This is a genomic window from Methylomonas sp. LW13 (genome assembly GCF_016865255.1).
Lineage (GTDB): Bacteria > Pseudomonadota > Gammaproteobacteria > Methylococcales > Methylomonadaceae > Methylomonas.
On the sequence record NZ_CP033381.1, the window covers coordinates 3,113,984 to 3,139,487 of the forward strand.

The 25,504-nt window shown below is 51.9% G+C and carries 18 protein-coding genes and 1 pseudogene; 4 read left to right on the plus strand and 15 right to left on the minus strand.

Features of this window, described 5'->3' with window-relative positions; genetic code table 11:
- Positions 1-345 precede the first annotated feature (345 nt).
- From cysK to JL719_RS14170, 5 genes are all read right to left on the minus strand, one after another.
- Positions 346-1,323, minus strand: a complete 978-nt coding sequence (gene cysK, locus JL719_RS14150; RefSeq protein ID WP_033158038.1) for a cysteine synthase A — start codon at positions 1,321-1,323, stop codon at positions 346-348.
- A 1,010-nt stretch (positions 1,324-2,333) separates the two neighbouring features.
- The gene (locus tag JL719_RS14155) at positions 2,334-2,657 is read right to left on the minus strand and encodes a hypothetical protein (protein ID WP_033158040.1); all 324 of its coding nucleotides are present in this window, start codon (positions 2,655-2,657) and stop codon (positions 2,334-2,336) included.
- 155 nt (positions 2,658-2,812) lie between these two features.
- A complete protein-coding gene (locus JL719_RS14160) occupies positions 2,813-3,520 on the minus strand; it encodes a rhomboid family intramembrane serine protease (RefSeq protein ID WP_033158041.1) in 708 nt (235 codons plus the stop codon).
- 42 nt (positions 3,521-3,562) lie between these two features.
- The gene (gene hrpA, locus JL719_RS14165) at positions 3,563-7,456 is read right to left on the minus strand and encodes an ATP-dependent RNA helicase HrpA (protein WP_033158042.1); all 3,894 of its coding nucleotides are present in this window, start codon (positions 7,454-7,456) and stop codon (positions 3,563-3,565) included.
- A 246-nt stretch (positions 7,457-7,702) separates the two neighbouring features.
- Entirely contained in the window at positions 7,703-8,047 is a 345-nt protein-coding gene (locus tag JL719_RS14170; RefSeq protein ID WP_033158043.1) for a nucleotidyltransferase family protein, read from the minus strand.
- Positions 8,048-8,591: 544 nt separating this feature from the next.
- Here JL719_RS14170 and JL719_RS24485 point away from each other — a divergent pair.
- Positions 8,592-9,144, plus strand: a pseudogene (locus tag JL719_RS24485) (REP-associated tyrosine transposase).
- Between the two features lie 50 nt (positions 9,145-9,194).
- Here JL719_RS24485 and JL719_RS14175 read toward each other — a convergent pair.
- Positions 9,195-9,560, minus strand: coding sequence for a hypothetical protein (locus JL719_RS14175; protein ID WP_033158044.1), 366 nt, complete (start codon positions 9,558-9,560; stop codon positions 9,195-9,197).
- Positions 9,561-10,043: 483 nt separating this feature from the next.
- Here JL719_RS14175 and JL719_RS14180 point away from each other — a divergent pair, with 483 nt between their 5' ends.
- The gene (locus JL719_RS14180) at positions 10,044-10,385 is read left to right on the plus strand and encodes a hypothetical protein (RefSeq protein ID WP_051670232.1); all 342 of its coding nucleotides are present in this window, start codon (positions 10,044-10,046) and stop codon (positions 10,383-10,385) included.
- Positions 10,386-10,838: 453 nt separating this feature from the next.
- Here JL719_RS14180 and JL719_RS14185 read toward each other — a convergent pair whose 3' ends face one another.
- From JL719_RS14185 to JL719_RS14225, 9 genes are all read right to left on the minus strand, one after another.
- Entirely contained in the window at positions 10,839-13,346 is a 2,508-nt protein-coding gene (locus tag JL719_RS14185; RefSeq protein WP_033158045.1) for a PEP/pyruvate-binding domain-containing protein, read from the minus strand.
- Entirely contained in the window at positions 13,330-14,199 is an 870-nt protein-coding gene (locus JL719_RS14190) for a phosphatase PAP2 family protein (protein ID WP_051670234.1), read from the minus strand. The genes JL719_RS14185 and JL719_RS14190 overlap by 17 nt, the downstream gene beginning before the upstream one ends.
- Complete coding sequence (locus tag JL719_RS14195; RefSeq protein WP_051670235.1) at positions 14,192-15,388, minus strand: 1-acyl-sn-glycerol-3-phosphate acyltransferase; 1,197 nt, start codon at positions 15,386-15,388, stop codon at positions 14,192-14,194. Before JL719_RS14195 ends, JL719_RS14190 begins: the two co-directional genes overlap by 8 nt.
- 125 nt (positions 15,389-15,513) lie before the next feature.
- On the minus strand, positions 15,514-16,332 hold the full coding sequence (locus JL719_RS14200; protein ID WP_051670237.1) for a formylglycine-generating enzyme family protein: 819 nt from the start codon (positions 16,330-16,332) through the stop codon (positions 15,514-15,516).
- Positions 16,333-16,430: 98 nt separating this feature from the next.
- Entirely contained in the window at positions 16,431-19,358 is a 2,928-nt protein-coding gene (locus tag JL719_RS14205) for a formylglycine-generating enzyme family protein (protein WP_129871417.1), read from the minus strand.
- Entirely contained in the window at positions 19,358-20,344 is a 987-nt protein-coding gene (locus JL719_RS14210; RefSeq protein WP_051670238.1) for an AAA family ATPase, read from the minus strand. Before JL719_RS14210 ends, JL719_RS14205 begins: the two co-directional genes overlap by 1 nt.
- A complete protein-coding gene (locus JL719_RS14215; RefSeq protein WP_033158046.1) occupies positions 20,341-21,792 on the minus strand; it encodes a trypsin-like serine peptidase in 1,452 nt (483 codons plus the stop codon). Before JL719_RS14215 ends, JL719_RS14210 begins: the two co-directional genes overlap by 4 nt.
- Before the next feature lie 25 nt (positions 21,793-21,817).
- Positions 21,818-22,153 carry a trypco2 family protein gene (locus JL719_RS14220; protein WP_033158047.1) on the minus strand — a complete coding sequence of 112 codons (336 nt, stop codon included), beginning with the start codon at positions 22,151-22,153 and terminating at the stop codon, positions 21,818-21,820.
- Between the two features lie 183 nt (positions 22,154-22,336).
- Positions 22,337-23,095 (minus strand): class I SAM-dependent methyltransferase, encoded by a 759-nt coding sequence (locus JL719_RS14225; RefSeq protein ID WP_033158048.1) that lies wholly within the window; start codon positions 23,093-23,095, stop codon positions 22,337-22,339.
- Between the two features lie 596 nt (positions 23,096-23,691).
- Here JL719_RS14225 and JL719_RS14230 point away from each other — a divergent pair.
- Both JL719_RS14230 and JL719_RS14235 read left to right on the plus strand, forming a co-directional pair.
- The gene (locus JL719_RS14230; RefSeq protein WP_033158050.1) at positions 23,692-24,513 is read left to right on the plus strand and encodes a PEP-CTERM domain protein; all 822 of its coding nucleotides are present in this window, start codon (positions 23,692-23,694) and stop codon (positions 24,511-24,513) included.
- 325 nt (positions 24,514-24,838) lie between these two features.
- Positions 24,839-25,360: a DUF1097 domain-containing protein gene (locus JL719_RS14235; protein WP_033158051.1), complete on the plus strand. Its 522-nt coding sequence runs from the start codon at positions 24,839-24,841 to the stop codon at positions 25,358-25,360.
- Positions 25,361-25,504: the final 144 nt, after the last annotated feature.

Here is a 25,504-nt window from a genome sequence, read left to right on the forward strand (position 1 = left end):
TGTCACTTAATGGCCGCTTGGTTGAGTTCGCCAACGGCTGGTTTGTAGTTCGCCGGTGTGCAGAACCTGGCTTTGGCCGACTGACCGGTTTGGAGAGTCTCGATAGGCGGGTTTGGGTCGATAGCGGTAAGTCAACAATCTCAATCCTCCCGTTTTGCCCTGAACACCGGACTTCCCTGTTGGTTATTCAGCCGCAACTTGCGCAAGACAGAAATATTTTCAGCTACCGGCCAAGATGATGTTTGGACCTGATAATGTATATAGCGGAAATACAAAGGGGACAGCAGCCAGTTTGCCAAGCTTTTACAAAAACCTTAGCCACTGCCCCTTAACTTCAGCGGCGACTCAAACCGCCACGCCCTGCGCATCGAACAAGCCTTCGAATAAAGCAGAGCTCAAATACCGCTCGCCGGAGTCCGGCAGTACCACCACAATGGTCTTGCCGACGTTTTCCGGCCGTTTTGCCACCCGCACTGCCGCCGCGACCGCCGCGCCGCAGGAAATTCCGGATAACAAGCCTTCTTCCCGCGCCAAACGCCGCGCATATTCAATCGCTTCATCATTACTGACTTGTTCGATGGCATCGATCATGGATAAATCCAATACATCGGGCACAAATCCGGCCCCTATGCCCTGGATTTTGTGCGGCCCAGGCTGTATATCTTGGTCGCTGCGATACTGAGTTAACACCGGGCTGGCTTCCGGCTCCACGGCAATAGAAACGATGGGTTTGCTTTGCGTGAGCTTGATATAGCGCGATACGCCGGTAATGGTGCCGCCGGTGCCGACGCCGGCCACTAAAATATCGACCGCGCCATCGCTGTCATGCCAAATTTCCGGGCCGGTGGTCTGCTCGTGGATTTGCGGGTTAGCGGGGTTTTTAAACTGCTGCAACAGTACATAGCGTTCCGGATCGGAAGCGACAATCTCTTCCGCCTTGGCGATGGCACCTTTCATGCCTTTGGCGCCCTCGGTCAGCACCAGTTTGGCGCCGTAGGCCACCAGTAATTTGCGGCGCTCGATACTCATGGTATCCGGCATCGTTAAAGTCAACGGAATGCCGCGGGCGGCGGCGACAAAGGCCAGTGCGATGCCGGTATTGCCGCTGGTTGGCTCGATTAACTCTTTGCCGGGTCCCAGCAGGCCGCGCTGTTGCGCATCGTTGATCATTGCCGCGCCGATGCGGCATTTCACCGAATATCCTGGGTTACGCCCTTCCACTTTAGCCAATAGTGTGACTTGAGCGCCGTCGGTAATGCGGTTAAGCCTGACCAGCGGTGTTTTGCCGATAGACTGCGAATTGTCGGGATACCAATATGCCATAACATTTTCCTTCAAAATGGATAGTCCAAAAAAAGCCAGTGCGCATTGACCTGCACTGGCTGTTTGTGGGGTTGAATTAAGCTCATACCGCTAAATCAGAAAAACGTGCTGCACACGCCCTGAATAGCCGTAGTACCACAGCTCCAAGATTGCGCCTGTTTGAAGATTTTTGCAACCTGCAGCCAGGCGCATCGTGCATCCCTGGGATAGCCGGCCATCAATCAAAGACAGTAAATTCAAGCCGCAAGAAAGCTCCGCCAGCCAAAGCCTAGCGTTACCGGAAAGTAATTGAAGGTTGGAAGAATGATCCTAAATGCGCACACCGGTGAAGGCATGCGCGAAATCGGCAGAATTTACTTTTTGGATGTTCTGATAATTGAAGTCAGATGACGACCGCATTGTGCACAAACGAAGTTTCCGGTGGGTACGCCGGAGACATATTCTTTGGCTAAGGACGGGTGGTCGCAGTGCTCGTCATTTCTGCTTTTAGTTGATGTATCTAATTTCTTTGCGTCCATAATCTTCCCCTTGCTTTACGCATACTTACAGGATTATTTAACAAATTTTTTACGTTAAAAGTTAAGCAAAAAACATACACACAGAACACAAGCTTATGTACTTAAAAGACTTTTAATAGCCGCAGACCAAACCCAGCAAAAGTCGAACCGTCAGGTGTAAATTTTCTCGACTTAGCCATTGACGCTAACCATCCGCTTTACCGATACAACAGCCGCTTAATACGCCAATTTGCAGAATTTGAGCAGCTAATAGAGTGAAATCGAAAAAATCAACTGAACCAGTTTGTTTGCTTGCAAAAAAGCTGCTGTAAAAAATTCCGACAGCTGATAAACGCCGGGGATCTGGCCGGCTACCAGGGAATTTACCGGGCCAAATACCATTATTCAAGCCGCCGGACCGCGCAACCATTTCGGAAAATAATCAATGTTCGGCAAACCGACAGGCACAAAAAAGGGGCTCGTAAGCCCCTTTTTACGATTGCGTGGAGCAGTTTATTTAACCGCTTCAGCAATTTTGTTGAACGCTTCAACCCGTTGCTTGCCGGTATTGGCTAAATCGATGCCATTCTCGACGATCATTTGAATCAAGCCCGGTGTGCTGTAAACGATTTTGCCCATGTAAGCCACTACCGGCACGGCAACAATCGCACCGAACAAGGTACCGATACCTACCATATGTAGCATTTTGGTAATCAACACCACTATATCCAGCGGCAACAAAATCAAAGTACCGAAGTACAACAATACGATGAATGTGAACAGCGCGAACACCACAAACTGCAGCAGTCTTACCAATGCGACATTAAGGTTTTTCATGTTAATTTGTCTCGAATGAATGAAGAATCTTTTGCAAACACAGGCAACGAACTTGTTTTTCGTTGCCATTTCAGCCGGTTAGCCAACTGGCGGCATTATAAAATAAAAGCCCTACTGTTTCTTGCTTTTTTGCCGACTAACCGTGGCTTGGACGCCTATTCATCTGACTGGAATTGATATGCCGCGGGTTTCTTTTCGATAAAAAACGGATGCAGCAAAGCGCCGGCAACGAAACCACCCAGATGCGCCCACCAGGCCGAATCTACTGCGACATTATCTAAAACCGCTGCGGTGAATACATCGCCGATTTGGATAATCACCCAGAATCCAAGAAAGGCTATCGCCGGCACATGGAAAAACAGCGGATAAAACAGGATGGGAACCAGTATCACTACGGTAGCTTGCGGGAAGCGAAAAAAATACGCCCCCAACACGCCGGCGATGGCGCCGGATGCACCCACCACCGGCACCGCCATCTTGGGATAAAAATACCACTGCGCATAGGTTGCCAACAGTCCGCACAACACATAAAACGCCGCAAAGCGTTTATGTCCCATCAAGTCTTCGATGTTGTCGGCGAATATCCATAAAAACACCATGTTCATCAACAGGTGCAGGAAACCGCCGTGCAGGAACATATTGGTAAAAAACGACAGATAATGATCCGGCGGCAAACCAAAACTATAAGCCCAATCCGGATTGGAATAGCGAATCGGCACCATCCCGTACATGTAAACAAAGTGCTGCCCCATTTCGTCCGGCATAAACAGCATCGCTACGTACACTGCTATGCAAATAGCCATGATGCCCCAGGTCACATAAGGCTTGATGTTACAAGGTATCGAATCTCGAATGGGTATCATCTTGGGCTTCCTTCTGTAGTGGGCACAAAAATCAGAGGCTGATTAAAACTTTTCGTTCCAAGTCTTTTCCAGACGCTGCACCGAAACCGGATAAGCCGTTTTCAGTTGCTGCGCAAACAAGGACACACGCAATTCCTCCAAACTCCAGCGGAAGGCTTCGCGTTCCGGCATCGGCACCAAAGTCTTCATTTGCTTTTCGACATGCTGCCAAAAGCGTTGCGATAGCCTGTGCAGACCTTGGATGTCCGCCGAATCGGGCTTTTGCTTATCCAGACGACACTCAATGGCTTTTAAATAACGCGGCATTGCTTGTATCTGCGCCAACGGCGTATATCGTAAGAAACCACTAAACAGCAGCAAACTCAGTTGTTTTTCCAAGTCTTCCCGCAAATTTGGGCTGATGCCAGGCTGCTTCAATCGCTGTCTTACCGTTTGATAGTTTGCCATGATTTCCGTGACATGCTTGCCCACCTGATTCCCAACCGTGACCAGCGTAGCCTTTTTGGCCGCCAACGCTGCTTCGAACTGCTGTTGACTGCGGATCGCACTATCAGCAACAAACACACTGTTAAAGATCAAGAATAGTAGATCCTCCTTAAAATCGCCGCCCGGCCGTTCTGTCAACAACGGATGCTTGGGCAGTTGGTTATAGGCCAATTGCAAAGTAGCCTGGACCCCACTGTTTTTTAACAAATACTGCGCGTCCTTGCGGCATTGCAATTGAAACAATTTGGTTAAACCGTCGAAATGCGCCAGATCGGCCTTGTGCTGGGTATCTAGGATCTTCACCCCCACCGTTTCGCCTTCATCGACAATAGCCGGAAAGCCGATAAAAGTCTGGCCTTTTTGCATGAACTGCCAGGTCTCCGGCAAGTCGTCGAAGGCCCAGGCAATGCAGCCGGTATGGTTCATCTCCTCTTGCGCCAGCTTGTCGAAACTGTCGCCAGCCTTGGTGGCATAGTCGGCTTGCAGCTTGGCCAGGTTACGGCCATAACCCAAGGCCCGGCCATGATCGTCAACGATGCGGAAATTCATCTTCAAATGATCCGGCAAGACATCCGGCTGCCATTCATTCAAGGGTATCGACTCGCCGGTCAACTTGCGCAAGCGCCCGCTCAACCACTCGAACAACGAGCCTTTAAAATCCGGCTCGATCTCCAGGCAAGCCTTGGCGGTATTCGGTACAGGTACGAAATGTTTACGCAGATGCTTAGGTAGCGATTTGATCAACGCCGTGACTTTTTCTTCCAGCATCCCAGGCACCAACCAATCGAAGGGTGCTTGGCGGATTTGATTGAGCTGATGCACCGGCACGATGGCTGTAACCCCATCTTCGTCATGGCCGGGTTCAAAGCGGTAATGCAATTCGATAGTTAAATCACCAACCTTCTTGCTATCCGGAAAGTCCCAATCGTTGATCTTGCCGTCGTCGTGGCGGGTCAAATCCTCCTTGGTCAGAAACAAAATCTTCGGATTATCGCGCTCAACTTTCTTGCGCCATTGATCGAGGGTAATGCCGCTGACCACCTCGGCCGGCAGCTTTTTATCGTAAAACTGATACAGCCATTCCTCGTCTTCCACCAAATCGACGCGACGGCCCTTGTGCTGGATGTAACCCACCTCTTCCAGCAAGGCCTCGTTGGCCTTAAAGAACGGCGCATTGCTGTGATAATCATGATTCACCAGCGCGTGGCGAATAAACATCTCCCGCGCGGCTTTAGGATCGACATTTTCGTAGGGCACTTTGCGCTTGGCCTGCAAGGTCAAACCGTACAATAGAGTGCGCTCGTAAACCCCGCTGCGGCCGGCGTTTTTTTCCCAATGCGGGTCGTAGTAATTCCGTTTAACCAAGTGCTGCGCGGCAGCTTCTATCCATTCCGGCTCGATCTTGGCCACAGTGCGGGCATAGACCTTACTGGTCTCCACTTGCTCGGCGGCCATGATCCACTTCGGCCGCGCTTTGTGCTGGCCGGAACCAGGGAAAATGAAAAACTTCAGGCCACGCGCACCCAAGTATTCGTATTGTTCGTGGCGGAAACCGATGTTGGACAGCAAACCCGGCAGCAGCGCCATGTGGATTTGCTCGTAATTAGCCGGATTGCCGCTAGTTTTCAAACCCAAATCGCCGCGCGCCACCTGCATAATTTGAGTATGAATATCGTGCCATTCGCGCATACGAATGTAGGACAAAAAATTGTCCTGGCAGTATTTGCGGAGCTTGCTGTTGGTCAAATGCTTTTTCTGTTCTTCAAAGGCATTCCACAGATTCAGCAAACTCAAAAAGTCCGAATCTTCGGCCTTGAACTGGGCATGTTTGGCTTCTGCCTGCGGTAGCTTATCGGCCGGCTTGTCGCGTGGGTCTTGAATGCTCAAAGCCGATACGATGATCGCGACCTCGTGCAGCGAACCCAATTGCGCGGCCGCCAGCAGCATGCGCGCCAGTTTGGGGTCGGTCGGAATCTTCGCCAACTGCCGGCCGGTTTCCGTGAGATTGCCCTGCTTATCCAGCGCATCGACTTCGAACAACGAAGTCTTGCCGTCGCGCACCATTTTTTCATCAGGCGGCTCGACGAACGGAAACTCCTCGATGTCGCCCAACTTCAAGGCCGCCATCTGCAAAATCACCGACGACAGATTGGTGCGCAAGATTTCCGGTTCGGTAAATTCCGGCCGCGCCAGATAATCCTCTTTCGAATACAGCCGGATGCAAATACCCTCAGCCACCCGCCCGCAGCGCCCTGCCCTTTGGTTGGCGCTGGCTTGGGAGATACGCTCGATAGGCAAGCGTTGGATTTTACTTTTGTGACTGTAACGACTGATACGGGCATGACCCGAATCGATCACGCAGCGGATACCCGGCACGGTCAAGGACGTTTCCGCCACGTTGGTGGCCAGTACGATGCGCGGCTTGTTGCCGCTGGGTTTGAACACCCGCTCCTGCTCGGAAACGCTGAGTTTGGAATACAGCGGCAACACCTCGTAGCGGGTATTATTGTGCGACTTGCGCAAGGACTCGGTGGTCTCGCGAATTTCGTGCTCGCCACTTAAAAAGATCAGAATATCGCCGCGCATATCCCGATACAACTCGTCCACCGCATCCAGAATGGCTTGCTGCAAATCGGCGGAAGTTTCGTCGTCTTCCTCGATCAGTTCGATGGGCCGGTAACGCACATCCACCGGATAGGTACGACCGGAAACGTTGACAATAGGCGCATCGTTAAAATGCTTGGCAAACCGCTCCGGGTCGATGGTCGCAGAGGTAATCACCACTTTTAAATCGGGACGTTTTGGCAACAACCAGCGAAGATAACCCAGTAAAAAATCGATATTCAGGCTGCGCTCGTGCGCCTCGTCGATGATGATGGTGTCGTATTGATTTAAGTAAGGATCGTTCTGCGACTCGGCCAGCAGGATGCCGTCGGTCATCAGTTTAACCAGAGAATTGGGATGCGTTTGGTCATGGAAGCGCACCTTGTAACCCACCGCCTGACCGATGGGCTGGCCCAGTTCCTCGGCAATGCGGTCGGCGACGGTGCGCGCAGCAATTCGGCGCGGCTGGGTGTGGCCGATCAAACCGGTTAAGCCACGGCCGATTTCCAGACATATCTTCGGCAACTGCGTGGTCTTGCCGGAACCGGTCTCGCCGCAGACGATGGTGACCTGGTGGCTTTTAATCAGCTCGGCAATCTCGTCCTTCTTGCCGCTGACCGGCAAATCCGGGTAATTAATCACCGGCACCGAAGCCCGGCGCTGATTGCACCGCCCGACCGAACGCTCGATCTTATCCGCCACTTGCTGCACTTGTCCGGTCACATCCTTTCCTTTACTCGCCTCGCTGCGTAAGCGGTCGAGCTGGCGCTTCAAGCCGTGGCGGTCGGTGCCCATGCAGTTTTGGAGATTTTTGGCGAGTTGTTTCAGGGTGTCAGCAACAGACATGAGGACGGAGAATCTGATAAAAGCCCTGCATTATAAGGGCAGACGGGGCGGGTTTACATTTGACTTGGGAGAATTAACTTGGCTCCGGGCTGTAAAGTTTTGCCACATATTCCACTGGTTACCAAGCTCCAGCTTGGTAACCGAGGCTCGAAAGCTCCAGCTTTCTTATTAGCCAGGAAGCAATAGCTTCCAATATTTAGGTTCCATACGAGAGCTTGGAAACCAGAATCAACAATTCGCAGGCATTCATAACGGCACACCGTCGCGTTTAACATTTTCCAATAAGCGCGGATGCGCGGAGCTTTCCGGGCAATCCCATTCGGATTGCCAGATAGGCAGGGGCTGGATCAACACCCCGGTTTCCAGCAATACATCGTAGGCAATGTCCGCCAAAGCTAGCTTGGTTTCCAGGAATGGACCGGGCGCACCGGATAACAACACCGCCACGTCGGTGTCGCTTTGCGGCTGATAATCACCACGCGCCCGACTGCCGAACAGCAACGCTCCGACTAAACGGAACTGGCCAGCCGTACGATCAGAGAAAAGCCGCGCAGCCGCTAGGGTGTTAGGGTCGATTGGACGTGGAGGCATAGGTAACGGTAGATCTATAAAACCAAGCCGTATCTTACTATTAGCCGACTCATTGCGAATCGGAATTTTCGCTTAATCTCAGCTACTCCCCTAACATATACTCGCGGCCACGAATCCGAAAAATCAACTAGCTGGATCACGGGCCTAGCGCAGCTCCGCTACGCGCCTATTCTTTGGCCAACATCCGGTATTCAAAGTTTGATTGGATTTTTATCGGAGTGAACGTGGTCTTGATCGGAAGTCGCACTGTGAGGGCTTAGAAAAATCCAATCTTCGCCTTAACCTACCGAGATTAAACCCAATAAATCGCGTATTTCCTTCTACCAGCCACCGATTCCGATAAGATTACGCCATAAGCGAATCACGGCTTTTGGAAGTAGCAAATTGTCGCAATCGACCCGTTGCGGACAGCCCCCGATTTCTGGTGAGCGACTAATTTAGCCTTTACATTAGCCCATGGATCCCGACAGTTTGTTCACAATTTCAAGGTGGCTGTAGGGCGGATAAGCGTAGCGTCATCCGCCAAATGGGTTAAACTCTTTTCATGCCAAACTATCGACGCAATCGCATTCCCGGCGGCACCTATTTTTTCACCGTTAACCTGCTCGAACGGAAATCGATGCTGTTGATCGACCATATTGTAGCGTTACGGGAAGCGGTACGAGTGGTACGGGAAAAGCAGCCATTTTACTTGTGCCCTATGGGTATATCGATGCTTGGGTGGTTTTGCCTGATCATATGCATGCGATTTGGACATTACCGGCCGGTGACGATCTATATTCCAACCGATAGCGAGCTATAAAAAAGCCTTCTCGAAAGCAATCCCTAAAACCGAATATCGTTCAGCAACCGGAATAAAACGCCACGAACGCGGCATATGGCAACGCCGTTTTTGGGAGCATACCATTATCGATGACTCCGACTATTCGGCACATATGGATTATATTCATCATAATCCGGTCAAGCATGGTTGGGCGACAGCGGTTAAAGATTGGCCGTATTCAAGTTTTCACCGCTTGGTCAAGAAGGATATTTATCCATTAAATTGGGCGGGGTTAGATTTGGCATCCTTCGAAGTGGGCGAACCGGATAATTGACGGATTGTCGGCGGATGACGCTTTGCTTATCCGCCCTACGGCCCTAAATACTAAAAGCCAGCGCAAATTATTGGGTTTAGTTTTTCGATCACTTCAAATCGCTTTCCATCAGGATCAATACCGAACAAATTCCAGTTGAATCGATATAGTTTGCCACGAAAACATAGCGGTTCTTTTGTTATGGCAATGCTATCGATTAACTGCGCGATATTTACCTTACTCGACACAGGAATAATCGTCTCGCCATCTAGCTCGCCTCCTTTGCTTTTCTCGACGGTCAAATGATAGCAGCCTTCACAAGCAAGCATCTCGTATCGCGCACTGACAATTGACTCTTCAAGCTGAAGTTTAGATGCCACGAGTAACCCACTAATGGCTATGGCGATTAAACCCAATATAATAATATTAACCTTCATTACTTGATAAGCCTCTGTATTTCATCGTGTTCAATAATGCCTTTTTTAGTTGTTTTTAAAAGCAATCAGCCATTGTGATAGATAGAACGTTTCCCACTGGTTACCAAGCTCCAGCTTGGTAACTGAGGCTCGAAAGCTCTAGCTTTCTTTATTTGCCGGGAAGCAATAGCTTCCAAGATTGAGTTTCCAAGCCAGAGCTTGGAAACCAGAATCCAACAGAGAATCAACCAAAACCAGCCCAGATTCTAGCAAACAAAATCACGCGCGCCCCCAAGAATGGCCTACGCTTTTCTTCTGCGGACCACACCCCGCCATCCGCACTATCAGCCACGCTAAAAGGAGATAAACATGAGTCAAAATCTGATTTCTTTAAGCCTATCCGATAATGATCTGACCGACATAGACGCTGCGTTAAAGATATTGGAAGACCGCTTCGCCGGCTTCCTGGTCTTAACCCCGTAAGAGCGCCGCACTATCCTGAAGATGGGCGATAAAACCGAAGCTTTCTGCCGCCAGACGCTGACGGTGGCCACCCAAAACACGCATGCCATTCCGCCAGGTCTCGATGTCGTCGAAGCGCAAGCCGATCTGGTGACGCTCGATAAACTCCGCCCTCGCCTGCATCGCCTGCGTGATTTAATGAGCAGAGGCGAAGATACCGACATGGCGCTAGGCAGCGACATTTATAGTTTTAGCCTTGATGCTTACGCCTCGTTGAAAATCGCCGGCAAGGGCGCGGACTTGGAAACGCTGCGGCAGGCGATGTCTGTTCGGTTTAATCGCGGCGCCAAGGCCAAAACCCAAGCCACCCAGCCTACCGGCTAAGCAAGATAAGCATAATGATTGCCCGGCAAGGCATTCCGGCTTACCGCCTAAGCTTTATCCCTTGGCGGAATAGATAAAAGCATAGCGCGCAAGCCTTCCCGCTAAAGCCGCAAGCTTATTAGAGTCGCTCGCCACTTTCAAAGCCTTGCCCGCAAGGTAAATCGGCTCGCGGGCAAGGCGATTTGCAATAAACGCAAACCGAAATGGCTTAAGCGCAAGGCCTTGAGGTCAAACCGCCACCTTATTTGGTTCGCGCGCTAGCTTCAATGGTTTGCGCACAAGGAAAAAAGCCTTGCCCGCCAGGCCAATAAGCTTGCGCGAATCCGGAAAAGCCTAGCTCACAACTCTAATAGGCTTGCGCGCAAAGCGCTGAATCTTGCGGGTATGGCAAAAACCGGTGGTGTCCCGAATTTTTGCAAAGCGGACCGACCGACCTGCTTACGAAGACTTGCTTCAATCCAGTCTTACTCGGCCCGCGGTACCATCGACTGTGACTTTGTCGCCGTTCGTCAAAGCATCCAGCACACCTCTGACGCTCATTACTGCGGGTAACCCCACCTCTCGCGCAGTCACTGCGCCATGCGACAAAGGTCCGCCGCTTTCCGTGATCACAGCCGCCGCCTTATAAAATAAAGGCGTCCAGGCGGGATTGGTGGTACGAGCAACCAGTACCGCGTTGGCGGGAAAATCGGCGAAATCGTCCTGCGACAACACCTTAAAAACCACGCCGCTGGCAACGCCGGGGCTACCGGGCAAACCAACAAAATCCCCGTCTTTAGCGGAACAGGCTTGTGACTTACCCAATTCCCATTCCGGTGAATGCCGCCTATGGTTTTGATAAGCCTGTTTTTCCCGGACTATGCTATCCGCCAAACAACGCCACGACGCGGCGTCGTTGAGGCGGATTGTTTCCGAGAGCTGTTCGGCTCGGGCAAAGAACACATCCATCGCTTCCGTAATGATGCCCCTCGCCTGCAAGGCGACACCCAAGGCTCGTAAACCCTTGCGGAACGGCAATGTCAGCCGTGTTGTTTGGTAATGTTCTATGTCGTCCAATGCGGTATAAACCCGCGTCAAGCGCAACAACTCCTGCACAGGAAACCGCAAATCCTCCGGCAATCCGACTATCAATTGCCGCTCGGTTTCCAACATCCGGATTTTCAGAGTACGTTCTTTTTCGGCAGGGTCTTCCAGGGCCGAGTCCAACATCATTTTCAGATTTTCAATCACCAGCCATGGCGCTTCCAACCAGGTCGGATGATAGGGATCAAACTCCACTTCCCGATGCCCATGATCCTGTAAAAAACGCTGGAAAGCGGCCGCAATACCTGCTTCTTGTATAAATCCGCCGGACGCCAGAAATTGCTGACCCGTTTGGGTGCGCAACGCTTGTACGAGTTTGGGGCATTCGGCTATCCGCCGTGCCAGTCGGTACAGTTCCTTATTGACGAAACCCGTTTTGGTTTCACAGTACGCCAACAAGCGATCAAAGGTAGACGGTGCATCCGTTTCGCCAACGGTCGCGCCGACGATGCTGTACACCAGTTTGTAAAGCGTGCGCTGAGTAATGGAAATGGCAATATTAGGAAGAAAATATTCTGCACCCAGCTGCTTCACCCGCAGTACAAAATCCCACAACTCGGGAATCGAGCGTCCTGTCAGCGGCTCGGCCATTAATTCGCCGAGACCGAGTAAATAGCGATCCAAATCGCGCGACCACGTCATCGGTAACTCCTGCACCCAGGCATAGCGTTTGCGCAGTGTCGGTAAAGCGGACAGCAGTTCGGCAACTGAACGCACGTTTAAGGAATTTGCAGTGCCTTCGGCATAAACTTCCACGGCATTCTGATTGCCGTATACATAATTATCGAACAAGGCGAACCACTTGCCGTGAAACGGCGGCAAGCCCATCAATTCGAAAGAATGCGACAGCGATTGGTGAAAACCCTCCGCCACCAAGTCCCAAGCCAGCGGCGTAATCACCGAGGGAAACCGCTCGGCGGATTCGTCACGGGTCCAGCGCGGCGGGATACGGGTAATCGGCCGTGCTTGCAACAGCCATAACTGTTCACCCTCAAAACCCCACTCTATATCCTGCGGATAACCGTAAAACTTTTCGACGCGGCGCATCAAATCGGATAACTCAGCCAATTCAGGTTCACTGAGACAAGGTAAATTAGCTTGATCATCTGACAAGTTCTCGCTGCGCGTACCGGTGCGGTCGGCGACGATGCATGAGGATTTATGGGCTAAAACCGCATCCAATACTCGCCCGGACGACTTATCCAGCAACCAATGATCAACTTGATGCTCACCGCCCACCACCGATTCACCCAAGCCAAAATTGGCATCCACCGATTGCTGCGCAGGATCGCCGGTAACCGGATTGATGCAAAACCCCACGCCGGCGACCCGATTGAAGGCCATTTTTTGCACCACCACCGCCATCGCGGTGTTAGACAAGCCGATGCCGGCCTGCAAGCGGTAAGCTATGGCGCGGGCACTCCACAGCGACACCCAGCAATCCCTGATGCGCGATACAATGTCGTCGATGCCCATGCAATTCAGATACGTTTCGTGCTGCCCGGCGAATGCGGCGCCGCCCAAGTCCTCGGCAGTGGCGGAGCTACGCACGGAGAATGCCGTGTCGCCCGGAAACTCAGCCAACATCTCCGCAATTGCCTGCTTCAAGCTTTCTGGCACCGGTAGCTGGATCAGCTGCTCGCATATACGTGTGCACGCCTGTTCCAAGGCCAGGGGTTCGTCTATAGGCAAATTCTGAAGCAAATCCGGCAATGCATCGTATTGCTCAATGAACGAGTAATAACCCTCCGGCGGCAACACAAAGCCTGGTGGTACCGCAAACCCTCCCTGAGTCAAGCGGGCAAGGTTGGCGCCTTTACCGCCGGATATGGCGGAATCGAGAGCAGACGGATGATAAAAATCAAACAGCGTTGGCATAAGTATCCTTCTTGCTGGGGTTTATGGCAGGGTGATCGGCATGACGGCGAGCTTCGTACAAACCAAAGCCGGCCAACGCCAAGCCGCTGAGGACATCGACAAAATAGTGATAACGCAAATAAAAAGTAGCGATCCATAAACCCAATATCGGCAATAACAACACCCAAAACTCAAGGCGATGATGCCGTCCGGCAAATCCCAGTATATAGAGCGTCACCGCAACATGTAGACTCGGCCAGACATCGACTTTATTACTGCCCTGCTCAACCATCGCTTGATTAAATGCAGTTACCGCGCCGCCGCTGAATTTCACGTTGAACAACTCCGGATAGGCCAGCCAAGGCCCCGCAGCCGGTACCAGCAGATAACCGAGAAACCCCAAACCGTAAACCGCGAATAGGCCGGTGTAAAATTCCCCGAGCAACTCCCGGCGCCGGAAAAAATAACGCAGCAGGCTGACCAGCAATAATGGCATCAATAACAAGTAGCAAGCGCTCATTAGCTCGGTGAGCGGCGGGCTAATCCATTGTTCCAACCATACCGACGGCGTTTCGCCTATCAATAACCTATCCAATGCCAATAACTGGGCATCGAAGCGTACGCTCCTGACAGCGGGGATCGCCCCGGCCATGGCTTGATACGACACATTCATACCAACCGCCAGACTGACGCAAATGGCCGCCAATAACCCCCAACTGCGTTGCCTGGAATACCTGCGTGCCAACCCCGCCATGCCGGCCAGCATTGGACAAAACAATAGACTCCAAACCGTCAGGTGCGCGATTTCTATGGCTGAAACGGCGCCCAGATAGATACTGAAATAGCGTAAGGGCGGGTCGAGAAGTTTATTCATGTGCTTTCCGCTCCGCCAAATTCCGATAGGTTGTTACCAATACCGCCCTCACCTCAGGATGAAAAACCGCGTTACCGAGTGCTACCGTCAATTTACGGAATCGGTACCAAGCCAATAGGCCAACGGTGCTGATCGCGCCGTAAAGAACAAACCAACTCGGCCCGGCTAATAAAAACAAACCCGCGCAAACGGTCACGACCCAAAATAATCCTACCGGCAAACCGACGACCATGCGCCAAAAGGCAATGACATTCGGCTCGTCCGGCAGAAGCTGACTAGCGATATGCCCAGCAGCCAGTACCGGGAAATTCAATATGCTGAAACACCCGATGACAGGCGCCAGCAGTAACCATTTAACTAAATCCCGCTGCCACAACCGGAGCGGTATTAAAGGAAGGCCTTGATGAAGAAAAAGACCTTTATCCTTGGCAACTGCCTCCAACTGCCTTAGCGACTCGGATAAAGCAGGCGCAATCTGCCCCTCGAGTTTTTTTAAGTGTTCAGCGTAAGAAAGATCGGTACTTAAAATACGGGCATAAGCCAATTTTTCTGCCGTTTGCTGAGCTTCGGTATCGACAAAATTAGCCCCAACAGCCTCCAGGCCATCGGTAATCGACTGGTGTATCGCTATCTCGTCGACATTTTGTGGAATGATGGGTTCACCTATCAAAACCTCAACACGGCTTTGCCAGCGAGTAGGGTCTTCATAGTGAACAGCCAAGGGCTGGATAATGGGCCTGACTCCAGCAGCCATGGCTTGGGCTACGATACGCGCGGCACCACGATTAAACGGTAAATGTCGGCAACCGAGCGAACTGGTGCCTTCCGGCATGATGAAGAGTTGTCCACCCACTGTCAGTAACTCTATACATTCCGCCAAGGCTTTGCCGTTATCGGCCTTAATGCCGCGAGCCTTATCCTTGGCACGGGCTACCGCGATACCACGGAACAAAAATCTGCCCAACGGTAAGCGCTGCAGCTGCGCCGATACCATCGGCATGGCCAAAGGAACAGCCAGCGAATACGGTGCGGCATCGAGTGCGCCATTGCGGTGAGTGGCTACAAACACGACAGGGCCGACTAACGTTAGCCGCTCTTTGCCGACGACTCTTATTCGGCTGAATGCCAGATAGCCAATACAGCGCCATACGCCGTGGTGAAGCAATCCCGCAATATTTAGACTCGTCATACTAACGCCCTTCCTTGTCAGGCAATATTCGTAGCACGAAATATAGCTGGAGAATCCGGTTAAGGTATGTCGCTTAGCGGACGCATTGCGGTAAGCCGTATTTGTCAGAACTTTTAAAATTGAAGCTAGCCATCAACCAGCAAACGAAATCCAAAGAATTCGCTGCGTTGGGATTTATCGAAGTGGTATCGGTAGGCGGAACGGGCGAAGGTCGCATCGGCATCCCAGGAGCCGCCGCGAGCAATTCGTTCTGTTGCGGATTCCCAAGACAACGGCGTACTAACTGAGCTTCCGACACTGAAATTCTCTCGCCAAGCATCCTGGCACCACTCCCAAACATTGCCGTGCATCTCGTAAAGCCCCCAGGCATTAGCGGGCAAACTCTTTACCGGCACGGGTTTACCGCGAAATTCGCACTTCGGCGCGTTTGCATAGGGGTAGTCGCCGTTAAAATTCGCTTGCTGCGAATCAATCGTTTCACCAAAATTGAACGGCGTATCGCTACCGCTACGACAGGCGTATTCCCATTCCGCTTCGCTAGGTAGCCGGCCTTGAAAACCAGGGATAGCCTCGTTTAACTGCGCAATAAACGCTTGGGCATTGTCCCAACTCACCCGATGCACGGGAAAGTCGCGATGTTCCTGATGGCGGCTGGGATTATCACCCGGATGAACTTGCAACCAAAGCGCTTGAGTCACAGCGGTGTCGGCCAGCCAAAAACCTGATTCGAAGTCCACCCGCTGCCGGTATTCGTAGTTGTAGCGTCCTGTTTCAGTCTCCGGGGAACCCATCAAAAATGTCCCCGGCTCAATCCAGCGAAACACTTGCCTGACATTGTTGAATATTAAAGTCTGCCATAAGCCATAACCATCCTCGCCCCATTCGCTGGCCCAAGCCAGGGGGAACATCGGAGGCGACAAGTGATTGCGGTAGGGTGAGCTCATAATTTACAGGCAGATAAACATCAGCGGCAAAATTCGCGTTTAGTCTTTGGCAAAAGATACTTCATCATTTTTGACATTCGGCCAGCTTACGCCAATATTTAGGCATCTTCGCCGTCAACCAGGCCGGCGGCGGCTCCGCGACGCCCGCTGTCTGGCCAGGGCGTGTCCCTGGCCGTCACCGGCTCTACGGCTCCGCCTGCCGTTGCTGGCCTGAGCTCAGATTGACCTAGGGCAAGCCGAAAACCGATGCTGAGGTAGCGGTAGTCCTGCGCGTGGCGGTTACGGATGGCTGAGCGCACGTCCCTACCGTAGCTGAGCCAAGAGCCGCCGCGCAACACGCGGTCGCCGCTTGCGTCGGTATCCGCAGGCGTTAACGGATCGACCACGGCCGCAGTGCCCAGATCAGCATGCCACGCATCCCGACACCATTCCCAGACGTTGCCGTGCATTTCGTATAGCCCCCACGGGTTGACCGGCAGCGACTTCACCGCAACGGTCTTTTCACGGTCCCAACTCCAGCCTCGTTCACCGCCAGCATAGGGACGGTCTCCTTCATAGTTGACCTGTTGCGGCGTGATCTTGGCGCCGAATGCAAACGGCGTGGCCGTGCCGGCTCGACAGGCGTATTCCCATTGCGCCTCGGTCGGCAATTGGGCTCGCAAGCCGGGCACCAGAGTATTCAGACGTTCGATAAACCGCTGGACATCGTCCCAACTGATCTGATCTACCGGGTTTTGCGGATCCTTTTTGAAATAACTAGGATTGTCGCCGCCGAGCACCGCCAGCCAGAAAGCCTGGGTGACGACGGTGTCGGCCAGCCAGAAGCCTTGAGTTAAGGTGACCGCATGCAGGGTTTCGTCGTCGTAGCGTCCCGGTTCGTCTTCCGGCGAACCCATCATAAAAGTGCCCGGCTCGATCCAGCGGAAACGCTGGGTGACCCGGTTGACGGTGAGGTCGGCGTAGAGGCCGTATTCATCAAAACCAAGCGACTGGCCGTCATCATTTTTAATCAACCAACCGAAACTTTGCTGCGTATGAAAGGTATGTACATCAGCACTAACCCGAAGGCCACCTTCTACCAACGATCTCAACTCGTAACGCTTACCGGCAAAAAACAGGCTGACAATCAATCCTTCATCAGAACAAAAAATGCTATCCGCCCAATTCGGTTTTCGGAAAGGCATCAGCGTCAATCGGTTCATTCCAGTATCAATCGTCAGGATTTGGCCTTGCAAACGAGGGATAATTTGTAGCGGCTCATTTTCGAGTGGCAATTTAACGAACGATTCCGCGATATTCCAGCGATCATTATCAAGTTCTCTAGTTATCAATCTAATGCTGTCGTGCACTGCAATAAATTGACTGAATTGCACGCCACCAAACTCGGCCGGACGTTGGTCAACACCCGTTAACCATATACTTTCGCCATATTGCCAGACCGCATATCGAGCAAGGTGCGTGGGCTCTCGAATGATAGTCTGAACGACTTCTGCATCATATTCCGCAGGCAACGGAGCGCCGGCCCGCAGTTGCTCGCGGTATGCCAGTCCATACAGCGCGCTGGTATAGCGGTCGTTATAGTGACAAATCGCTTCACCGCTTAACCGGTTTAAATGCCGCCGGGCAAATTGCGTCATGCCGCTGTCGGCCTGGGCACCCTGCAGGGTTTTGGCGAAGCGTTGCATAAAAGCCTCCGCCTGTTGGACATCGGCCAATTGTTCGAGCGGGAAAGCCACCAAAGGCAAGGCGTTGATGACTTCCTCCGCCCAAATCGCCGGAAACTGGCCGATATGCTGGCGTTTGAGCAAACTCAAGACTTGATATTGCAAGCCGGCGTCCAGCTGTTTAAATTCGGCCTGATACTCGGCCCGTTTTTCCGGGCGCATGCTGATGGCGGTATAACCCCATTGCATATCGGCATGCTGATACACCGCCGCTTCGATGCCGCTATCGGCTTGTTCAGCGGGTAAACAGCTTAGCACGGCGCGCAGCAACTCAGGTTCGACGTGTACGGCGACGGATAACAATGCCAAGACCTTGCGGACATGCTCAGCGTGGGCCTTGATATCCGGATCGATCTTTTCCGGTTTGAGCTTGCCGTGTTTGTTCCACAACACTTGGCGGATGGTTTTTAGGCGCTCGGGCTGTTGCTGGGCCGCCGATACGGGTGCCAGCACGATCGGCGTAGTGTTTTTGCGGCTTAGTTGCCGGAAAAAACTGTCCCACCGCGTGCGTATCGGGCTGTGTTGTTCAGCCAATTGCCCCAGGTCGCTGACGATGAACACCACACTTTGCGCGGTGAGCGCTTGCCACTGCTTAAGCTGTTGCTGTTGCTGTTGATCAAACCAATCCCAATATTCGCCTTGCGGGTCATCGTCAATCACGCGAATTTCCAGGCCGTTCAAGCCGTACTGACGGACGATACTTTCACACAAACGATGGGCGTCCAACCAGAACGGCAGCAAGCGTTTGTTCAGATCGAGGACGACATAAACCCGCCCGGCCGGCAGCACTCGTGGCTTGCGCGGTAGATGATACAAGGTTTGCAGGCGGGCGATACGTTTGACCAACTGCGGTATATCCAGTCGCTGCCCCGAGCTATTGCTTATGGATTGCCGCAAAAAATCGCGCATACGGGCTTCGGGTACGATGGCTTGATGCGGCAGCGGTTCTCCGCTGGCAAAGGGTTGCAAATCGGCGTCGGAAAGCGGCTCAACGCCTTGAAGCGCGGGCGGCAAGTTGTCGCCAAGCTGTTGCGGATCGGCATAATGCTCATAATGAGCAAGGGCGTAGAACAATGCTTGCGGGCGTTTCTGAGCGAATTTAGCCGGCGTAGGAACAGGGGCTGGGTCTATTTCGGGTGGCTCCCGAGGGGAAACTTTAAAATCAATTTCATGGCTTATCGTGACTGGCGCAGACCATTCGTAACCCAATATCGTCGCGCCCAGGCATTTTTCGTCCTGAGTTTGACAGCGCTGCAGCCAGCGCAGTAAGTCGCCGCGGCTGGTCTGAGTATGAATCGGCATTACAACGCTTTGCGCAACACAAAGTGCTGGATCTCAGCCAGCAAGCATTGCTGATAAGTATCCCGCTCTTGGCCTTGCACTGAGGAATCAGTCATTTCATCCAGCGCTGCCAATAAATCCAGGTATTCCGCCAAGCCGGCCTTGATGGTGCCGTGGCGCTCAGCCTCCTGCCGGTCGGCGATTAGTTGTTGTAGCGCCAGGCGTTTGATAGCGTGACTGCACTGGCTATCATTGAAATGCACCTTGGCGCGCTCCAAAAACCAGGTTTCAAGGTTTTTATCATCCACCGCCAAATGCAGCACCAGACAGCGCCGAATAAACGCCGCCGGCAATTCACGCTCGTCGTTGCTGGTGATGATCACTAGCGGCGGCGCAGCTTGTTTGTCTGCCGTCTGCAGTGTCTTACCGATGGTTTCTCCCAACAGCGGTACGTCAAAGCCGCCGTTACCCAGCACTTCTAATAGTGCGTTCGGCAACGAAGGTTCGGCTTTGTCGATTTCGTCGATGAGCAAAACAATGCCGTTGTCCAGTTCCCCGTCGTCGGAAATCTGCGGACGGTAGACTTTATGACGGCAGACATCGTTATATTGCTTGGCCGCACTATCCCAGCCAAAGGTCCACCACAGCACACCGGGATTGAGATAATGCTTGGGGTTGAGTTTGTCATCATCTTTGATACCGGCGTGAGCGTCGTTGAGGCGTGCGACCGGATCGTAACGCCAGAGCAAATCCTGACCTTCGGTGTTGATGTTGACGACTTCGGCGATGAATTTGCGCTTGAGTTTGGCCGCAGCCGCGCGCGCCAAGTAGCTCTTGCCGAGCCCCGGTTCACCTTTAACCAACAAAGGCCGGCGGGTCGCCAAGGCCATTTCCAGGGCATAAGCGCTGGCTTTATCCAGAAAATAACGGCCTTGCCGCCAGGAACCACAGTCCGCGTAATCGATAACGCTATCGGCTTGAAAATGTTTGAGGGTGGTTGCTGTCATGTGCTTGGTTGGCTGGTTTCGAGTATGTTGAAGAGCTCTGTGATTTTGGCACTCAACTTGGCTTCTTTTTCCGCTGCGGCTTCGCCATAGTGAACAATAGGTAAATCCGGGAGGCAGTCTGCGGCAATTAAAGCCTGGCAATTGGCGGCATCAAGCAAAGGGTTGTTAGTCAAATTAGTATCCCGCCGATTTAATTCCAGGCGATGCAGTTGGTTTAAGGAGCGATTTTGCCGCTGTTTTATCGTGGAATTCAAAGCCTCAAGCTCAAAGGCGTCAATCGGCTCGGGCGGCGGCGCTTTGTGAATTGCCTTGTAAATGGTTTCGGTGGCGTCTTTTATAAACTCTGTCTGGCTCCAACCGGTTTCACGGGTAAACACGGCAGCATTGATCGTATGCCTGCCATGCACTTTACCGTCATTTCTCACGAACTCGGGATTGGTATCGTAAAGCGCCGCCAGCGACAATTCAGCCGCCATCGCGGTGCGCACCGGCAAGTTAATCAAAGCCTGCTTGATTGCTTGGCATTCCGGGGCCATCAGGCCAGCAAACAAACAGAATAGTTGCCTGAGATTCTGGCGTAGTAACTCGCCGGAATCTTGTTTGAACGCATCGGCACCGGCGCGGAGCAACACATCTAAAACCGCTAAATCATCCTCCTTAAAGGCTTCCAGCAATTTGTCTGTTAATTTTTGATTGGTAGTATTCGCCACATTCAAATTTAATTGACCGGCAATTTGCTTGAACAGAGCGTCCTGCGTGGTCATTTTTGACAAGACATCGCTAATTTGTCGTTTCTGCTCGGCAACGAATTTTTGATGTTTTTGAATCTGGCCTTGTATACCCGTTATTTCTTGGAATTCTTGGTCATTTCGAATTAACCAGGGTATGGAAATAGCAGTGAAACATTCATCACGCTTTTGGGGCGTCGCGGTGATAATCGCAAATAGTTGCGGCCCGTGAAATACCGGCGCCCCCGATAATCCGCACCAACCGGCTTTCTCCAAAGCATCACTTTTGCAGGAAATGGTGAGTTTAGGCGTGGCGACATTCGGTGGAAAGAACTCCCCCATCACCGGTATTTTTTCGCGCAATCCCGATCCAGCTTCCTTGCCGATAGCCGGATAGCCATAACCGCTCCACTGTTCATGGCTTTTTGGATCGCGTGACGCCAATAGGTCTGATGAAAGCGACATGTTTGGTGGGGTTTGGCACCTGAGAATGGCCATGTCGTGTTCATCGCTGCCCCAAACAATTTCGGTGACATTCGTATCGACATGCTTTGAATCCGGCCATTCAATCGCAATAGGCACCGCCTTATCACGCTCATCAAAAACAACGACGTGGCGTGCTGTCAATACCAACCCCTCAGCGATGGGATAACCAGTGCCAATAGCGCGCTTGCCATCCTTTTTCGTCGGCAGAATCTTTGCAATCAGCTTGGTATCCATAATTAATCCCCGCTAAATGCCTCGGTTATTCATCACCTGACAACAATAGTTTACTGGGCTCACCCGTCTGCGGGTCCGGATTCTTCACATCCACCGGTTGTAAACTTAATTTGATCTTATGCGTAGCTGCACTTTTATAAGCGGCTGACGCTTCAGCATCGATGCCGCCCAACACCCAGAAATTAAATTTACCGCCAGCTTTTCCACCGACTGATTTTTCGACCACCATTTGCAATTCCACTTCTACGCTATTGACGTTAAAGCGGATGGTTTCAGCCTCCCCATGCATCGAAGCCGTCACCAAACTTTGTCTCAGCTCTTGAATCACTTCCGCCAAATTCAGCTTGTCATTCTCGTTCATAGCCGCTCCCTTCGTCATTTATTTAAAGTGTTGGGCGTAACCGACTGTGTTTTACCAATTCGTTATCGGGCGCCTTTCTGAGCGCTCTGAATTGTCTTTGAACTCAATCTCCCCAACAGTTATCTTTCCCGTGCTCCAGCGATACGCAGCGCCGGAGCACGGAAACAATGACCGATAAAAAAACTAAGCCAATTTCGGCTTTATCGCGGTCATCAACATGTCCACGCCTTCACGATAAGGCGAATGCACATCGCTGAATCCGAGAGATTGCAGGGTGGATATGACGGCTGGCACATGCATGATGTGGTCCGGTGATTCGTCGCTCAGCAAATGTACCACCCAGTCTTCCAAAAGATCGTAACGCTGCAGTTCCCCAAAGGTCTTGAACCAATGGCGAATGTCGGCTTGCGTGGAAGCCAAATGCCGCGCGGGATCATCGATAGCGAAGCGGTCGCCGTTTGCGAACAATCCACCCGGTTTAAGCACGCGCCAGATTTCGGCAAAGACTTGATCCCGATAGTCATTCAGAAAATTATGAATAGCATAATTCGAGGCCACAACCTCAACGCTGGCGTCCGGTTGCTGCTGTAAAAAGGCTAGCGCATCGCTCTCGATGAATTCGACACGACCGTTGTCGACATACTCCGCCAAATTCGCGCGCGCCTGCGTAAGCATTGCCGCTGAGGCATCGAAAGCGCGCAGATGCAGGTCCTCGCGCTGAGTAAGCAAGGACAGCGTGCTCAGTCCTGTGCCGCAGCCGATCTCAAGCCCCTGTATGCTATTGCCGGGATGCCATGCGGCGACTGTCTCGCCGAGCTTTTGCGTCAGCACCACGACATTGGGACACATCATACCGAGAAAATCGTACTCTTCACCGATGCGGCCGGTAAACGGATTCTGTGCGGTTAAAGAAGGCATCACGGCATTTTCATTCAAATTCATAAATAGCGTCCCGGTTTGTTTAATAAATACGCGCTGGTGCTTGATTGCAGCGGGCAGGAAGGAGTGTGTGGATTTCGTATTTTTGCTCTGAAATTATAATCAGATAAACGCGCTACGGATACCGAGCCACCCACTTCCCCACACGCTGGCATCCTTCGCGTTATCTTCTAGCCGCTAACCTCGATAAATCGCAGTCAACACGCCAAGTTTTAGGATACACGCCTTGTTTCGCATAACGATGAAAACGCGAATGGGGCCAATCTTTAAGCGTTCTAATCCAGCCATGCGTGACCGGATTTCGATGAATGTGGCGGACATGCTGCCGCTAATTCGATACAGCGTTATTGTCATATAAACCCGGCAATATTTTGTTATGATCTGACCCATGTAGTCTGCTCTCTGCCTAGAATACTGGCTTGCCCTTAAATTCCCGGCATTCTTCGTTGCCGCCTGCCGCGGCGCTAATCTACTTGAACCGCTGGACTGCCTGCTGCATGAGAGCGACGATATTGACGGGTTGAATTGGTCATCAAACTAAAGGTTTAGACCTCTTGGGAAAATGATTTTCAAGCGCTTTTAAATTGGAGAAATACGTTATGTCTAAATTACGATTTGTTGTTTCCACGTTGGCGTTGGCTTGGCTACCCAATGCTCAGGCGGCCTACAGCGGTAGTCTGTCGTTTGTTCAACCTACCGGCACTGTCGTTGCGACCGATAACATTCCGATTTGGTTGAAACTAAGTTTGGACGCCACATCGGATCCCTTGGTTTTTTCCAGCACAGGTGGCGGTAACCCGCCGTTTGGCATCAATCCGGCCAACTACCCAAGCAGCTTTACTTATTACGATTCAAACACTAGCCAAAGCAGATACATAGACAATGGCGTACTTATCACCGTGGATAGTATTTCTTTGAGTACTTCTATTGGTTGTGCCGGTACATTTCTGGCCGATAGCTGCTCTTCCGGACCTTACGAATTCAATTTCGACTCCAGCCCGAACAGTATCCTAAGTAAGCAGAATATAGCCTTAAACCCTGGCGATAGCGTTGAGTATTTGCTTGGCGAATTTACCCCGAAAAATGGCGCAGCCGCAGCCGGCGAATACGAGTTTTATACGGCGGGATTGAGTCTATATTTTTACGGTACGGTTAGGGCTCCGAAATTAGATGAAAACGGTGCACCGGTTCTGGATGGGAACGGAGATCCTATTTTGGAAGATTTTGTTAACGCCGACGGTAGCCTGGAAATCGCCAGCACCGCATGTGCAGCGCAACCCGATTCAACTTGCTCAGAAAAATTTGCGCGGACAGTCATCGCAGCTCCCGTGCCTGTGCCCGCCGCTTTTTGGTTATTTGGTTCAACCCTGCTCGGTTTTGTCGGCTACCGCCGGCGCGTTATCTTTACGCGGTCTGTCTGAGTCTTAATTAAAGCACGTCTGTCTTCGCAAATACTCTTAGCCGCCAGCCCTTAAATATGCTGGCGGTTTTGAGGTTTGCAGCCAAATAGTTCAGGTTGCGCGCCCGCATTACCTGACACTTCCGCTGGTCGAAATGATCAAACCCCATAACAGTGCATGCGTTTAAACCAGCCGAGGATTGGTATCTGGAGGCTATTCTCTGCTACCATTCAAATGGGTCGAGGCGGGATTGCTTGGCCGTAAATGGATTTCGGTTTTGCAGGGCAGCCTCAATGCATCATCGAGTAAATCACTATCGATGAGGCGTAATATCAGAGGGACAATAATGGACAAACTTACAGCACTTTCTTTAAGCATCGGCGTATTGGCGGGCGTAGCCACATTTTTGGCGGTGGGACCGGCCAACGGCGTGTTCTTTATCTGGGCCGCCACCATTGCCTGGGCAGCCTATTTTTTCTTGGGTGCGACCAAGGAAGCCTTAAAAAATACTATCGTCTGCGGGATTTTCGGCGTATTCATGGCCTGGGTAACGGCGATTATCTTGACCGGGATTTCGCCGGACACTGCCTTAGGTTTTCCAGCAATGGCCGCCATTACGGTGACTTTTGCAGTCGTGGTGATGTGTCTGGCCGCCAATTTTCCGCAATTGGCAACCATTCCCGCCAGCGTTTTGGGCTATTCGTCTACCTTCGCGTACTTATTGCAAACACCAGACAAGTTGACGCAAGAAGTCTTGTTCGGCGCATCGCTGAGCAATCCTTTGCTGGTGATTTCAATCTCAATTGTAGTGGGTACTTATTTTGGTCAACTTTCCGCGCAATTAGCGGCTAAGTGGACTAAAGAGTAACCACATTTTTAGGCTGAACCGTCGGGCTTACCGGGAAACACCCACTCCGATTGTTCGGCAAAAATAGGCGGAATGTAAAAACTCCGCCTAACTATCAAAAAAATTTCGGTCGTTTAATCATCGTTCCGTTCAGAACTCGCCGGC